Annotated in this window: 13 protein-coding genes; 8 read left to right on the forward strand and 5 right to left on the reverse strand. The window is 41.3% G+C overall.

All coding sequences use genetic code 11. The features are described from left to right. Positions 1 to 31: 31 nt before the first annotated feature. The gene (locus tag H6G08_RS11665) at positions 32 to 730 is read right to left on the reverse strand and encodes a DUF4253 domain-containing protein (protein ID WP_190542056.1); all 699 of its coding nucleotides are present in this window, start codon (positions 728 to 730) and stop codon (positions 32 to 34) included. A 232-nt stretch (positions 731 to 962) separates the two neighbouring features. Between H6G08_RS11665 and H6G08_RS11670 the strand changes: the two genes are divergently transcribed. Further along, the gene (locus H6G08_RS11670) at positions 963 to 1,670 is read left to right on the forward strand and encodes a sugar transferase (protein WP_190542059.1); all 708 of its coding nucleotides are present in this window, start codon (positions 963 to 965) and stop codon (positions 1,668 to 1,670) included. A 428-nt stretch (positions 1,671 to 2,098) separates the two neighbouring features. Next, positions 2,099 to 3,268 (forward strand): RNA-guided endonuclease InsQ/TnpB family protein, encoded by a 1,170-nt coding sequence (locus H6G08_RS11675; RefSeq protein WP_242046132.1) that lies wholly within the window; start codon positions 2,099 to 2,101, stop codon positions 3,266 to 3,268. Between the two features lies 1 nt (position 3,269). On the opposite strand, the gene H6G08_RS11680 is transcribed toward H6G08_RS11675, so the two are convergent. The 3 genes from H6G08_RS11680 to H6G08_RS11690 all read right to left on the reverse strand — a co-directional run bounded on the left by H6G08_RS11680 (position 3,270) and on the right by H6G08_RS11690 (position 5,549). After that, positions 3,270 to 4,112 (reverse strand): carbohydrate ABC transporter permease, encoded by an 843-nt coding sequence (locus tag H6G08_RS11680; RefSeq protein WP_190542062.1) that lies wholly within the window; start codon positions 4,110 to 4,112, stop codon positions 3,270 to 3,272. Positions 4,113 to 4,286: 174 nt separating this feature from the next. Then, positions 4,287 to 4,871, reverse strand: coding sequence for a 5-formyltetrahydrofolate cyclo-ligase (locus tag H6G08_RS11685; protein ID WP_190542064.1), 585 nt, complete (start codon positions 4,869 to 4,871; stop codon positions 4,287 to 4,289). A 168-nt stretch (positions 4,872 to 5,039) separates the two neighbouring features. Further along, positions 5,040 to 5,549 (reverse strand): pentapeptide repeat-containing protein, encoded by a 510-nt coding sequence (locus H6G08_RS11690; RefSeq protein WP_190542068.1) that lies wholly within the window; start codon positions 5,547 to 5,549, stop codon positions 5,040 to 5,042. 11 nt (positions 5,550 to 5,560) lie between these two features. Between H6G08_RS11690 and H6G08_RS11695 the strand changes: the two genes are divergently transcribed. Continuing rightward, positions 5,561 to 6,037, forward strand: coding sequence for a YraN family protein (locus tag H6G08_RS11695; RefSeq protein ID WP_190542071.1), 477 nt, complete (start codon positions 5,561 to 5,563; stop codon positions 6,035 to 6,037). A 132-nt stretch (positions 6,038 to 6,169) separates the two neighbouring features. On the opposite strand, the gene H6G08_RS11700 is transcribed toward H6G08_RS11695, so the two are convergent. Beyond that, on the reverse strand, positions 6,170 to 6,559 hold the full coding sequence (locus H6G08_RS11700; RefSeq protein WP_045868874.1) for a hypothetical protein: 390 nt from the start codon (positions 6,557 to 6,559) through the stop codon (positions 6,170 to 6,172). 243 nt (positions 6,560 to 6,802) lie between these two features. Here H6G08_RS11700 and queA point away from each other — a divergent pair, with 243 nt between their 5' ends. The 5 genes from queA to zds all read left to right on the forward strand — a co-directional run bounded on the left by queA (position 6,803) and on the right by zds (position 12,958). Further along, the gene (gene queA / locus H6G08_RS11705) at positions 6,803 to 7,966 is read left to right on the forward strand and encodes a tRNA preQ1(34) S-adenosylmethionine ribosyltransferase-isomerase QueA (RefSeq protein WP_190542075.1); all 1,164 of its coding nucleotides are present in this window, start codon (positions 6,803 to 6,805) and stop codon (positions 7,964 to 7,966) included. 87 nt (positions 7,967 to 8,053) lie between these two features. Then, positions 8,054 to 9,172 (forward strand): tetratricopeptide repeat protein, encoded by a 1,119-nt coding sequence (locus H6G08_RS11710; protein ID WP_190542080.1) that lies wholly within the window; start codon positions 8,054 to 8,056, stop codon positions 9,170 to 9,172. 1,300 nt (positions 9,173 to 10,472) lie between these two features. After that, positions 10,473 to 10,766, forward strand: coding sequence for a hypothetical protein (locus H6G08_RS11715; protein WP_190542083.1), 294 nt, complete (start codon positions 10,473 to 10,475; stop codon positions 10,764 to 10,766). A 291-nt stretch (positions 10,767 to 11,057) separates the two neighbouring features. Next, positions 11,058 to 11,222, forward strand: a complete 165-nt coding sequence (locus H6G08_RS11720) for a ribbon-helix-helix domain-containing protein (protein ID WP_190542087.1) — start codon at positions 11,058 to 11,060, stop codon at positions 11,220 to 11,222. A gap of 257 nt (positions 11,223 to 11,479) precedes the next feature. Continuing rightward, complete coding sequence (gene zds, locus H6G08_RS11725; protein WP_190542090.1) at positions 11,480 to 12,958, forward strand: 9,9'-di-cis-zeta-carotene desaturase; 1,479 nt, start codon at positions 11,480 to 11,482, stop codon at positions 12,956 to 12,958. Positions 12,959 to 13,380: the final 422 nt, after the last annotated feature.

Below are 13,380 nucleotides of genomic sequence, written 5' to 3' on the forward strand. Positions count from 1 at the left end.
AACTCGTAGGGGCGGGGTCACCCCGCCCCTACTAATCCCACCATAGGCGTACCCGACGTTCTTTTTGTAAACGCTCAACTACAGAATTCAGATTTGCTTCTCTACCGTTTTCTGTAATTACATCCCCGCAAATACGATATATTCGCTCTGCTAACTCTTTGGGGTTTTCAATCGGTTCGAGAAATAATAATTCAACCATAGCGCCGTAACAATCTCGCAGCATGAAAGGATATTCAGCATCTAATTCACGCAACCAACTAATAAAACCTTGCATATCGTGGGGTTCATCTTCATCCGCACCAAAATGTTGATGAAAAGTTTCCACCACCAAAAACCGAAAATCCCCAGGAATGAGGCCGATAAAATATTCTGGCTGAGGAATTCCATGTCCTAGCCTTGATGAATAGGCTGTAAACCCCATGTAATAAAAACGTTCTTGAACTTGGTCTAATATGTACTCAGCTAAAAGTTGCGATCGCGCACAATCGCCAAAGACTCCTTTTGGTTGTGATGCTTCGTACCATAATTGAGCTTCAACTACTGTGGGATTTTCTCGCAGAGTGAAAAGCGATCGCTTTTGACTATCTTGATACCAACGCTTGGCTGTTTCCATCAGTCCAAAATTTACTGCACCTGTTCCCACTGAAAGCACTAAGGGTTGAGGTTCGCATTCACATAGCTTTGAAAGTTCTAGAATCGCATCGTTATATCCTGGCAAATCTGGATTCATTCTAGGCAATAGATCTGTCTAGGAAAATTCTACGCATTTTTACACATCACCGACTTTTTTCATCTCCCGGAAAAACACTGAAACTTTATATTATTTCACTAATTTAAAAAGATTCTGTAAAGTCGCCGTCGAACTTGCAGAAAATTGTCTATATTAGCACTCAGTACAACTCTCGGTGGAAACGGAAAATACAGTAGTAACGGCTAAGTCCAGTAAAAACCGAAGGCTAATTATGTCCCTATCTACTTTCACTACTGACGCTCAAGATTGTATTGTGGATAATTTTACTTTATTGAGTCAAATTAATTCTGTAAATTTAGCACCACAACCTTTACATCCTTCTATCAGCAGCAAAAGAAAACGATTCATTGATATTCTCGGTGCAATTGTTGGACTCGCGATTACGGCTTTAGTTGCAGTTCCCGTAGCTCTTGCTACATTTATTGACGATCCAGGGCCGATATTTTATTGCCAAGTGCGTTGTGGTTTAAACGGAAAATCCTTCCGGATGTGGAAGTTCCGCTCAATGGTTGTCAACGCTGACAAACTCAAGCATTTGGTGAAAAACGAAGCTCAAGGTCACATTTTCAAAGCCGTAGACGATCCCCGCATTACTCGCGTGGGTAAATTTCTTCGTCGTACCAGTTTAGACGAATTACCCCAATTTTGGAATGTTTTAAAAGGAGATATGAGCCTAGTTGGTACTCGTCCACCCACGCCTGACGAAGTAATCAAATACGAACCCCGCCACTGGGAAAGATTGCGCGTCAAGCCTGGTATGACAGGAGAATGGCAAGCTAACGGTCGTTCCAGTATTATCAATTTTGAAACGATCGTCAGTATGGATATCGATTATCAGCGTAAGTGGTCTATAGGTTACGATCTGGGTCTAATTTTTAAGACTATCCACGTAGTGTTGTTAAAAAGTGGTGCTTATTAATAAATACCAATTTGTCAAAATTCAACAATAAGTATTTTATCTTTCTAATTTTGAATTTTGAATTTTGAATTGGTATGGGTGTGCCTATCTCAAGATGAGATAAAGTTCAACATTATGAATTCAGACATCCTATTTGATCCGGGAATTCATAATATTGAATTTTGCGTTGTTTAACGTTGCGCGAAAGTCCCCACCTTCAACGAAGTAAGGTGGGGATGAATAGCGGGCTACTACGATTGCATCTTTGACCATCATCAACCGTAGGTTGGTAAGGAAAAAGATGTATGAGGAGTAGCCAAATATTTTCCGATTTTACTTTACTAGCAAGTGTAGATAGTAGTAAGATATATAAATCAAGGAGGTGATATTGAGTGTTGCATAAAGCTGTTCAGGTTCGTTTATACCCATCAAAAGAGTAAGAAAAACTTTTGACGCAGACATTTGGGTGTTCTCGCTGGTGGTGGAATTACGCTCTAAATAAATCAATTGAGACTTATAAAGAAACGGGTAAGGGACTGGGACAGTCAGCACTCAATGCGCTTTTACCAAAACTCAAAAAAGAGAAAGATACAGAATGGTTGGCTGATTGTTATAGCCAAGTTTTACAAGCTACTACACTCAACTTAACTACTGCGCATAAGAACTTTTTTGACAAACTTGCTGGATTTCCTAAATTCAAATCCAAGCATGGCAAACAGTCGATTCAATATCCTCAGAACGTCAAAATTGTGGATGGCAATGTTAAACTCCCCGGCAACATCGGGATAGTTAGAGCCAAAATACATAGACCAATTGAGGGGAAAATCAAAACCGTCACTGTTAGTAAAACTCCATCAGGTAAATATCTTGCATCTATTCTGACTGAACTAGAAGGGGAATATCCAACTATTGCAGAAGGAAAGATTTATGGTGTTGATTTAGGTTTGAAACATTTTGCTGTTGTAACTGATGGTGAAAAAGTTTCTAAATACGACAACCCTAAACATATTGCCAAGCATGAGAAAAACCTGAAGGTGAAACAGAAAAAATTAGCACGTAAAGTCAAAGGGAGTAATTCCAGAAATAAGTATCGTAAAGTTGTTGCCAAAGTGTACGAACAAGTTAGTAATTCACGGCAAGATTTTCTACATAAACTTAGTCATAAGTTAGTCAGCGATAGCCAATCTGTCATAGTAGAGAATCTTCATGTCAAGGGCATGGTTCGTAATCACAAATTGGCGCTCATCATATCTGATTGTGGCTGGGGAATGTTTACTAATTTTCTAGCCTATAAGCTAGAGCGCAAAGGTGGGAAGTTAGTAGAAATTGATAGATGGTTTCCCAGTTCAAAACTCTGTTCTAATTGTTTCCATCAAGTCAGTGAGATGCCATTGGATGTCCGTGAATGGATTTGTCCTCACTGTGGCACTCACCATGACCGCGACGGAAACGCAGCGATAAATATTAGAGCAGAAGGAATCAGAATGCTAAAGGCGGATGGTTCAGCCGTCTCTGCCGTAGGAGGGGAGGTAAGACCAAGAATGGGACGAAAGTCTCATTTGCGGCACTCGCCTGTGAGTACGGAAGCCCACAGTGATGGCGTTGCCAACTGTGGGTAGTTCACCCTTTCACCCCACTCCCAGTTTCTGTAGGTACAATATAGCGTTGCAAGAAAAGAAACAGTACCAAAACAGGGGCTATAGAAATTACCGAACCCGCAGCTACCAAACGCCAATCTAAAGAAAACGTACCTGCAAGCTTGGCAACTCCTAATGGAAGGGTATACAAACTTTCGTCTTGAATGACAATCAAAGGCCAAAGAAAGTCACTCCATGAACCGATAAAGACGAAGATAGCCAGGGTTACCAAAGCCGGACGAATCGCCGGTAGCATAATAAACCACCACAAACCTAACTCGGAGCTGCCATCCATACGGGCAGCTTCTTCTATCTCTTTGGGAACGCTCATAAAAGCTTGGCGTAAGAGAAAAATCCCAAAAGCAGAAGCTAAACTCGGAAAAATCATTCCTAAATAAGTGTTTCTTAAGCCGATTTGCACCGTTAAAATATACAGGGGTATCATCACGATTTGAAAAGGAATCATAATCGTGGCGACAATAGCAGTAAAAATCCAGTCTCGCCCCCAAAATGAGAGTCTAGCTAAGGGATAAGCCGCTAAGGCGCAAAATAGCAGATTTAAAGCCACAGTTAGTAAGGCTACCAAAGTGCTGTTATATAAGTATTGGGCAAAAGGTAACGATTGCCACACATGAGAGAAATTATCTAATGTCGGTTGACTGGGTAATAATTGCGGCGGCGACTGCAAGATATTTTCTGTAGGCGATTTGAGCGAGGTACTGATTAACCAGAGTAAGGGAAATAGAGTTAGGATAGCGATCGCTCCTAACAACCCATACATTCCTAATATTTGCAGCCGTGATTGGTGATGTTGTAAGTTAGTCATTTGTCAATGGGCATTGGGTATTGGGCATTGGGCATTGGGCATTGGTAAAGGTTGCAAGTATATTTTCGTTTTTTTATATATTTTTCTCAACTTACGCAAAATGCGATCGCATTTATATAAACGCCCGCCCGTTCATCATTAACGTTAATATAGTCATCATCCCAATCCTATGCCCTATGCCCCATGCCCCATGCCCTTATATTGAGTTTCTGTAACCACGAAATTTAAAGGTTTATCCCAATGTGCAACGGGTAATTGCGGTAAATAAGCAAAATCAAAGATAATTCCGATAGTTGGCTTTGTCGCCCATTCTGGAGAACTCAATAAGCGATCGTAATAACCGCCGCCATAACCTAAGCGATATCCTTGGCGATCGCAAGCCACGCTAGGAACTAAAATTAAATCAACTTCTTCCGGCTTGATAACTGGCGCGTGGGGATGGGGTTCGCTAATACCATAACTACCGATGGCTAAAGTATCTTCAGGATTCCAGAGATGCCAATACATAGATTTACCCACACAACGAGGAAATCCCCAACGGTACTGATTATTTGTAAATAGCGGACTTAAATCTGGTTCTTGGCGAAAACTGAAATAAGCGAGTATGGTTTTAGCTTGGATAAATAAAGGAGAGTTTTGCAGTTGATGACAAATGCGATCGCTTTTTTCTCTCCATTCATTAACCGACATTAATTGGCGTTGTTTCAGCAGAGTACGCCGCAGTTTGGTTTTAGCTAATTGCGAATCATCTACGATCATTCTCAGGGACTTATAAAAATATAGAATATGATTACGTAGCTTACTTCGATGTAGCAGTACTAAGTAAGTGGGCGGGAATAAACCAAACTATCTACGTTACGTCAACATGCTTAAAACCCTTACCAATGACAAATGACAAATGACAAATGACAAAACTAAAATCATCCACTAAGGACAAAATAACGTATCTCTTGTATCCCTTCCTGTAGTCGGATTAGTACCCTTAGCCACTTTACATAATTTTTTCTGCTCATCGGGACGCAACAGCACATCAGTAAAATCTGCACCATCAACAATCGCAGCATCGAATTTCGCATTCGCCGCAAAAGCACCTTCTAATACCGCATTGGTTAAATTGGCTTTAATGAAGCGAGCCGAATCTAAAGTAGCATTGCTCAGATTAGCTCCCTCAAAATTAGCTGATTCTAAATTTGCAGCAAAGAAACTTACACCACTTAAATTAGCATTACTAAAGTTGCTTTGTTTAAGATTAGCTTTAGTAAAGCTAGAGTCTGTTAAATCTCTACCTGCGAAATCCGCTCCTATCAAAATTTCCTTATTGTATTCCAATGCCAAAGCCGTAGGCGCAACACCTATAATTGCGGTGATGCCAACTAATCCCCACAGCAATACACTAAATACAGTTGTCCAAATTCGCACCGTAAATTTCTGCATCATATTTTTAACCAATGACCAACCCTCCTGCATCTCATTATCCCGACATTGGGCACTTAGGTGAAGACCTAGTAGCACAATGGCTGCAATCTACAGGTTGGTTAATTCTCCATCGGCGCTTTTTTTGCCGATGGGGAGAAATTGATATTATTGCTCAATATGATGATGGCAGAGTTACTCAAAACTCAACCTTGGCATTTGTCGAAGTGAAAACTCGTAGTCTAGGTAATTGGGATTTTGGCGGGAGAAACGCTATCACCGTCAAAAAGCAAACAAAACTGTGGCGTACTGCGGAAATGTTTTTAGCTCAGTACCCGGAAAAAGCCGATTACCCTTGCAGATTTGATGTTGCTATTGTCTCCTGTCTACCAGTAGCAAACAATGTCTCTCAAAGAAACAGTACCCACAAACCTCTAGCAAGTTCATTAGTTGCTGACTACGAATTCCAACTGCAAGAATATATTGTCGCTGCTTTCGACTCCATAGCATGACAATATTTATGGGTTCGCAAACTGTAGGGCACGGCGTAGATAAGATATCTGTATAGACGGGATTCTTGCAAATACCGTGACCCTACTTGCGGATTAATCTATTTTGTGGTAAAGCCTCATAGCTCGCGAAACTCATGCCAAGGTTTCGGGACAGTAGCCTAATCCACGAACAAACTGTTGGCGGAATGCCTCAATTTCTTCTCGTTCTGGACTACCATGAGAAACTATGGCTACTTGGTAGCGACGCATCACGTCTACAGGACATTGCCCTGCTTCTAAACTCCAAAGTGCCATTTGTACCCGCATTGGTGGCTCGTAGCTAATTCCTAATTCATTCAGGAAAGCCCGGAAGTCACCATCAACTTGGGGGGAAACTTGACCTTTGAGTTTGATCCTTACCACCCAGCCATCTATTTGGTGAATTACGGTAACGAAAGAAACAGGCATCTGGGGTCTGCCGTGCAGGTATTGTACGACCCTCAGAGTTAGACTGGCATTTGCCAGGTAATACAAGTATTCCATGTTGGTGCTTGGGATCAAAGCCAATCCTACATATCTATATTCCTCAATAAATCCATGTTTCCGGTAGGGTAAAAGCCCCCGTTTTTAGATAGGGAGGTTTACCCAATTTTTATCTTGGGGTTTCCGTGTTACGGATTAGTATTAATACTTAATATTTAGGAATGAAATTGAGCAGCTATTCCCGATATTTACCTAAATCAGGAAAACTTACTCCCGACTTCTAGGAAAGCAGAATAAATCGCTATGAAGCATCAAGTAACACCAAACAACATCAACAAACCTTTGAATCCAGAAGTAACAAATGTGGAATTAGACTGTTCATTAGCGGGTTACGATTACGAACTGCCGCCCGAACTAATCGCCCAAAATCCAGTTGTGCCAAGAGATAGCTCTCGCCTACTCGTAATAAATTCCCGAAGTATACACCATATTTTTAGAGAGTTACCAGAAATTTTACAATCCGGGGATTTACTGCTAATGAATAACAGTAGAGTTATACCCGCTCGTCTATATGGCCGTAAATCTACGGGTGCAGAAGTAGAGGTTTTACTGCTAGAAGAGCGACGACATAACTGTTGGTTAGCTTTAGTCAAACCGGGAAAACGCTTCAAACGCGGATCGCAAATTATTTTTGAACCTAAAGCTCAAGCAGCCATTTCCCCCTCATCCCCTTCATCCCTAACAGCTACCGTCTTAGAAACAGATAAAGCCACAGGCGGAAGGTTATTGCAATTTGAGTTACCAGAGGGAGTTTCTCTGGTGCAAGTTTTAGATGTATTTGGTGAAGTTCCGTTACCGCCTTACATCACTGCTTCAGAAGCTGACGACGAACAGTATCAGACAGTTTATGCCAAACATCCAGGAGCGATCGCAGCACCAACAGCCGGATTACACTTTACGCCAGAATTGCTGGAAAAATTGCGCGATCGCGGAATTAATCAAGCTTTTATTACCTTGCACGTGGGCGTGGGGACATTTCGCCCGGTAGAAGTGGAAGATGTCACCAGCCACCAAATGCATGAAGAATGGATTGAAGTTCCCGCTTCTACAGTCGAGCAGATTCGCGCAACGAAAGCCGCAGGCGGGCGGATTATTGCTGTAGGGACAACAGCAGTACGCGCTTTAGAAGGCGCAGCCCAATCGGGAAGTTTACAACCATTTTGCGGGAAAACTGACTTATTTATCTACCCTGGTTACAAATGGCAGGTAGTAGAAGGTTTAATTACTAATTTTCATCTACCACGCTCTAGTTTATTAATGTTGGTTAGCGCTTTAATTGGCAGACAAAGATTATTAGATGTTTACCAAGAAGCGATCGCCTCTCGATATCGTTTTTATTCCTTTGGTGATGCGATGTTAATTTTGCCGGAAGCAGTCATAAATTTAAATTCCCAGTCACAAATTTAAACTTTTTATTTTTGACTGTTAATTTTTCATGTTGTGGTGGGTACTTTAACTTTAAGGATCTAAACAACAAGTAAAGGCCTACCACTCATGTTTAAACAACATCAACTTCCCCAGTGGTTTCGTAGTTTGTCTCAAGTAGCACTGCACCGGCAGTTGCTCTCAACTTCTGTGGCATTTTTGGTATTGGCTGCACCAACCATAATTAATTTACCCGGAAGCAAACTCTTGGCTCAGAACGTTGTAAGTAAAGATCTAGATGCAGCCAGTTTTTTCCAGCAGGGCGTCACCCGCTATAACCGCCAAGATTTGCAGGGCGCAGAAGATGCTTTCCGTAAAGCTTTACGGCGCGACTCTAAATTAGCGATCGCCAGAAATTATTTAGGCAATATTCTCTTAGAGCAAAACCGCTTGGATGTTGCGATTCAAGAATATGCAGAAGCAATTCGCCTCAATCCTAATTATGCTGATGCTCATTACAATCTAGGTTTAGCTTTACATAAACAAGGTCAAAGAGAAGCGGCGATTACTGCTTATCGTCGCAGTTTGGTAATCGATGCCAAAATGCCAGCCGCTCAATATAATCTAGGTTTGGCACTTTACGAACAAGGACAAATCCCAGACGCGATCGCCGCTTACCAAGAAGCAATTAATCTTGATGGTAGTAATGCCAATGCTTACTTTAATTTAGCGATCGCCCTGCAAGATCAAGGTTTGCTTCCAGAAGCGATCTCAGCTTATCAACAAGCTCTGCAACGAGATCCTAGCAATCCCAGCACTTACAATAATTTGGGCAGCTTGATGGCTATGAACGGGCAAACAGCTGAAGCGATCGCAGTTTACCAACAAGCTATTCGTCAGAATCCCAAAAATGCTGTAGCTTTCTACAATTTAGGGGTGACTTTATATAATCAAGGTCAGATTAAACAAGCTAACAGCGCCTTCAAACGTGCCCGTAAAGAATACGAAGACCAAGGTAACATTGCCCAAGCCGACAAACTTGGCGTGTTAATGGTACAAATTGCCCAAATGTTAGCGCCTCAAACTGCTCAAGCCAATAAACCATCTACGCCTGCGGCTTTATCAACTACTACAAACACAGAAAAGCCAAATCAACCACAAGCACCCCAAGCTACCCCAGATACGCCTGCTCCTATTATTATTCCAATTTCGGCACAACCACAGCCTACATCGATGAATTTACCCTAAGCTACGTCAACAAGAGGTAGAAAGCAGTTTTCTGCGGAATTTATCCAAATAGCATTTAATTTCCAGTTGAGGTTGTCAATAGTCAATAGTCAATATGGTGTTTACCATTGGCTGTAGATTGTTGACAACCTTAATTTTTATGCGCTTCCTGTGTCAGAGGCGTAGGTTGGGTAGAACGAAGTGAAACCCAACATATACAAGGCGTTGGGTGTTCGATTACCCTACGCGAAGCCCATCTGCGTCTACATTCCTCAACCCAACCTTGTATATTGTGGGTAGTTTTTAGATGTCTTTGTAGGGGCGGGTTCACCGATATCCTCATTTATTAACAAAGATCCAAATAAACCCGCCCCTACAAGGATTAATGAGAATAGCTCATGAATCCCGCCTACCACGCTCCTAAACTCCATCCCCAAGGGGATGGAGTTTTTCATTTTCTCTCCCCTGCTCCCTTGCCTACAAGGCGATGGGGTATTTTTTGAGTGAGAATTGTCCTATTTTCTAATTCCTATTGCCTATTTTCTAGATTTCTAACTTACTGAAAACTTTATGAAGTCAAGGTATGCTGAGGTTTTGCTATTAATTATTTGCACTTATAAATAAAGTATAAATAATCACTGATATACTATTTATAGTATTGCTAGGAATAGTTAAAATCTAGCATAATTCCCTGAACGTCTAATTTCTTATTGTGCAGCATTATGTAAATTGTCAGTTTAATTTACTGAAAATTTAGATTAACAAATCTGACTTTGTAATTATTTTATAAACCGCAGAAATACTGTTATCTATCTTGACCATAAAGATTATTTAAATTTTAGCAATAATAGCTATAATAAATGCACCCAAAAAATATTGAGGTGTACAATATTTTTTATACAGAGATGGTTAGTTGCATCATGGCTTAGTACACAACAGTTTCCCAAGACTTTGAGATCTAGATAAATCATCTGGAATGAAGATATGCTTCCCCAAGTAAATCGGGTTTTGACAGTCTTTGCAAGAAACAAGTTTTAGCCTAATTTTTTTCTAAGAGAATGAGAATTTATCATCCCATTTATCTGGGATAAATTCTTAGTATCTACAAAGAATACTCAATTCATAAAATAGGAAAAAATGTGGCTTTTGGCAATTATGAATTACTCACAAGGAGGAAACTCAATAATTTAGATCAAGTCTCCATAATTTTATACAAAGGTTAATGTAACGAAAACTATCTAATTCATTGGGAGGTATTCAAGTTCTACGGGATGAAAAGCGCAAATCTAATAGAGATAGGAAACACTAACAAGACTAAACTTTGGCACTCATAGACATATTTAGCTCTGAGTATGAACCAGGTTTACAATCACAAGATGGTAGTGACAACAGTTTGCAATCCTACAGGTTAGCTGGTGTTTGGAGCTTCTTAGGCGCGATCGCACAGCAACTCTCCAGATCAAACATCTTTACCAAGGCTGCGTTTAAAAATAATGATTTCCGCAAACTTGAATGTGAGATGTTATGGTATTATGTTTTTTCCACACTTGTTTATGAATTGATTCTCAAGAGTTGGCGATATGCTTTTGTTAAAGAAAAATTGAGAAAATTTTGATTTAGATAAAAGTATGAACGCCCTTTGATTGCAAAAATTTAATCGCCAAACTTAGCAAAGTTACTTTTGCCGCTATCACTTTCTTTAACGGCAAGTGTGCGCTATTTTTCCTGTCACAACGGCAAACAATCAACTCTGTCTTTTATATTTTATTGGAAAATGAACAACTTTTGAGAAAACTGGTTTTTTCTTACTAATGGCATACCTGGTTTACTGACACTAATTATAAGAATATTTTCTTTTGATTCTTTAATTAGATGTTTTTAATGATGTTAATAGATAGCAAATAACATGATAATGACAAATAAAAAGTGGGCCGTCAAACGTATAACAGTTAATCTTGCCGCACAGGAAGCGGAGAAGCTGGAACAATATTGTCAGCAGACTGGTAGACCAGCAACCGATGTAATTCGGGAACTGATCAGAGGTTTATCTACCGCAGAAGACAATAAATAAACCAGCAGTTAGGAAGTGTTTGCCAAAATGCGGGAAATACTGATACTGATTCAGTATTTACCGAGTAAGTGCTGAGTTAGTTAATCCTTTGGTTTGAGGGATGGATGAGGTATTACTCATAACTTAGGACTGCTAGACGATGAGCTTGTGTAATCAAACACTTCTATGCCCTGAAATGCTAATTAACTAAATGTCAGTAGCAAATTCCGACACCAGGCCAGTTACAATCTGTAAAGAAACTGAAAAGGGACGACGGAATGCGCGTTGCAATCGTAGGTGCGGGACTAGCAGGGCTAGCAACTGCTGTTGATTTAGCAGATGCTGGCTGTGAAGTGCAGATTTTTGAGTCCCGTCCGTTTGTGGGTGGAAAAGTTGGCAGTTGGGTAGATAGCGATGGTAACCACATAGAAATGGGGTTGCATGTATTTTTTGGCTGCTACTATCAACTGTTTGACTTAATGGGCAAAGTGGGGGCCTTAGATAACTTACGCCTAAAAGAACATACCCACACTTTTATCAATAAAGGGGGGCGCACAGGTGCTTTAGATTTTCGTTTCTTCACAGGTGCGCCTTTTAATGGCTTAAAGGCATTTTTCACGACTTCCCAACTATCACTACAAGATAAATTACAAAATGCGATCGCCTTAGGCACTAGCCCCATAGTTAGGGGTTTAGTGGACTTTGACGGGGCGATGAAAACCATTCGCGATTTAGATAAAATTAGCTTTGCTGATTGGTTTCGCCGTCACGGTGGCAGTCAAGGTAGCATTAAGCGGATGTGGAACCCCATCGCCTACGCTCTAGGCTTTATTGATTGCGAAAATATTTCTGCTCGTTGTATGTTGACAATCTTCCAGTTCTTTGCTGTGAGAACGGAGGCTTCTATATTGCGGATGCTGGAAGGTTCGCCCCATGAGTACCTACATAAGCCAATCTTGGAATATTTAGCGGCTAGGGGGACTCAAGTTTATACCCGGCGTCAAGTGCGGGAAATTCAATTTACGGAATCAGAGCAAGACACCCGCGTTACTGGTATCGTAGTTGCCCAAGGCGAGCAAGAAGAAGTAATTACAGCTGACGCCTACGTCTTTGCTTGTGATGTACCGGGAATTCAGCGAATTATTCCCCAAGAGTGGCGAAAATGGTCAGAATTTGACAATATTTATAAATTAGATGCCGTACCTGTAGCCACAGTCCAACTGAGGTTTGATGGCTGGGTGACAGAACTGCAAGATGGGGAAAAACGCAAACAGCTAAATCATGCAGTGGGTATAGATAATTTGCTTTATACCGCCGATGCTGATTTTTCTTGTTTTGCGGATTTAGCGCTGACTAGCCCATCTGATTATTATCGTTCAGGGCAGGGTTCATTGTTACAGTTGGTACTGACACCGGGAGATCCGTTTATTAAACAAAGCAACGAAGCGATCGCCCAGCACGTACTTCAACAAGTACACGAACTGTTCCCCTCATCGCGGGAGTTAAATATGACTTGGTACAACGTAGTCAAACTGGCGCAATCTCTCTACCGCGAAGCGCCGGGAATGGATCTGTACCGTCCCGATCAAAAGACACCTATACCTAATTTCTTCTTGGCTGGAAGTTACACCCAGCAAGATTATATCGATAGTATGGAAGGAGCCACTATTTCCGGGCGGCGGGCGGCAAAAGCGATTCTGGAGAATGTCAGAAACCCCAGCCCTAAAGGGCGGGGCTTGAAAAAAGCCCTAATCTGACCAGACTAAGTTCTTAACTGAACTACGTTAGAGGCAAGAGTTAAAGACCTACCAGGGGATGCGTTCGCGCAGCGTCTCCCCTTGGGATAAGCTAGTCCTCTGCTCTAGAACCGAACGATTAAACAGGCTTAAAGGGGTTAAACCAGTGTCGTTCGGATAGTTACCCCTTCGGGGTTCGGCAGTTGTTCATTTTGGAAACCAAAAAGACCACACTGCCTCACCGACCTCTAACATTGTCGAAGCTCACATTACCCCGCAAGGGAGGCTCTTTCGAGCAAAACATTATGCGTACAGGGTTGTAAAGTTTGAAACGGTAACTGTCCCGTTGAAAGTACAAAACAAAAGTACACCGAATGCAGCAACCCCAAGGCGATAATGTGAGTGCGAATAAATTCGCCTGCGCCTTACCCCCATGTCTAAAG

Source organism: Calothrix anomala FACHB-343 (genome assembly GCF_014696435.1).
Lineage (GTDB): Bacteria > Cyanobacteriota > Cyanobacteriia > Cyanobacteriales > Nostocaceae > Aulosira > Aulosira anomala_A.

Bases quoted from the DNA above. Each gene is read 5' to 3' on its own strand.
- H6G08_RS11665 (WP_190542056.1), bottom strand. From the start codon at position 730: ATGAATCCAGATTTGCCAGGATATAACGATGCGATTCTAGAACTTTCA.
- H6G08_RS11670 (WP_190542059.1), top strand. From the start codon at position 963: ATGTCCCTATCTACTTTCACTACTGACGCTCAAGATTGTATTGTGGAT.
- H6G08_RS11680 (WP_190542062.1), bottom strand. From the start codon at position 4,112: ATGACTAACTTACAACATCACCAATCACGGCTGCAAATATTAGGAATG.
- H6G08_RS11685 (WP_190542064.1), bottom strand. From the start codon at position 4,871: ATGATCGTAGATGATTCGCAATTAGCTAAAACCAAACTGCGGCGTACT.
- H6G08_RS11690 (WP_190542068.1), bottom strand. From the start codon at position 5,549: ATGATGCAGAAATTTACGGTGCGAATTTGGACAACTGTATTTAGTGTA.
- H6G08_RS11695 (WP_190542071.1), top strand. From the start codon at position 5,561: ATGACCAACCCTCCTGCATCTCATTATCCCGACATTGGGCACTTAGGT.
- H6G08_RS11700 (WP_045868874.1), bottom strand. From the start codon at position 6,559: ATGGAATACTTGTATTACCTGGCAAATGCCAGTCTAACTCTGAGGGTC.
- queA (WP_190542075.1), top strand. From the start codon at position 6,803: ATGAAGCATCAAGTAACACCAAACAACATCAACAAACCTTTGAATCCA.
- H6G08_RS11710 (WP_190542080.1), top strand. From the start codon at position 8,054: ATGTTTAAACAACATCAACTTCCCCAGTGGTTTCGTAGTTTGTCTCAA.
- H6G08_RS11720 (WP_190542087.1), top strand. From the start codon at position 11,058: ATGATAATGACAAATAAAAAGTGGGCCGTCAAACGTATAACAGTTAAT.
- zds (WP_190542090.1), top strand. From the start codon at position 11,480: ATGCGCGTTGCAATCGTAGGTGCGGGACTAGCAGGGCTAGCAACTGCT.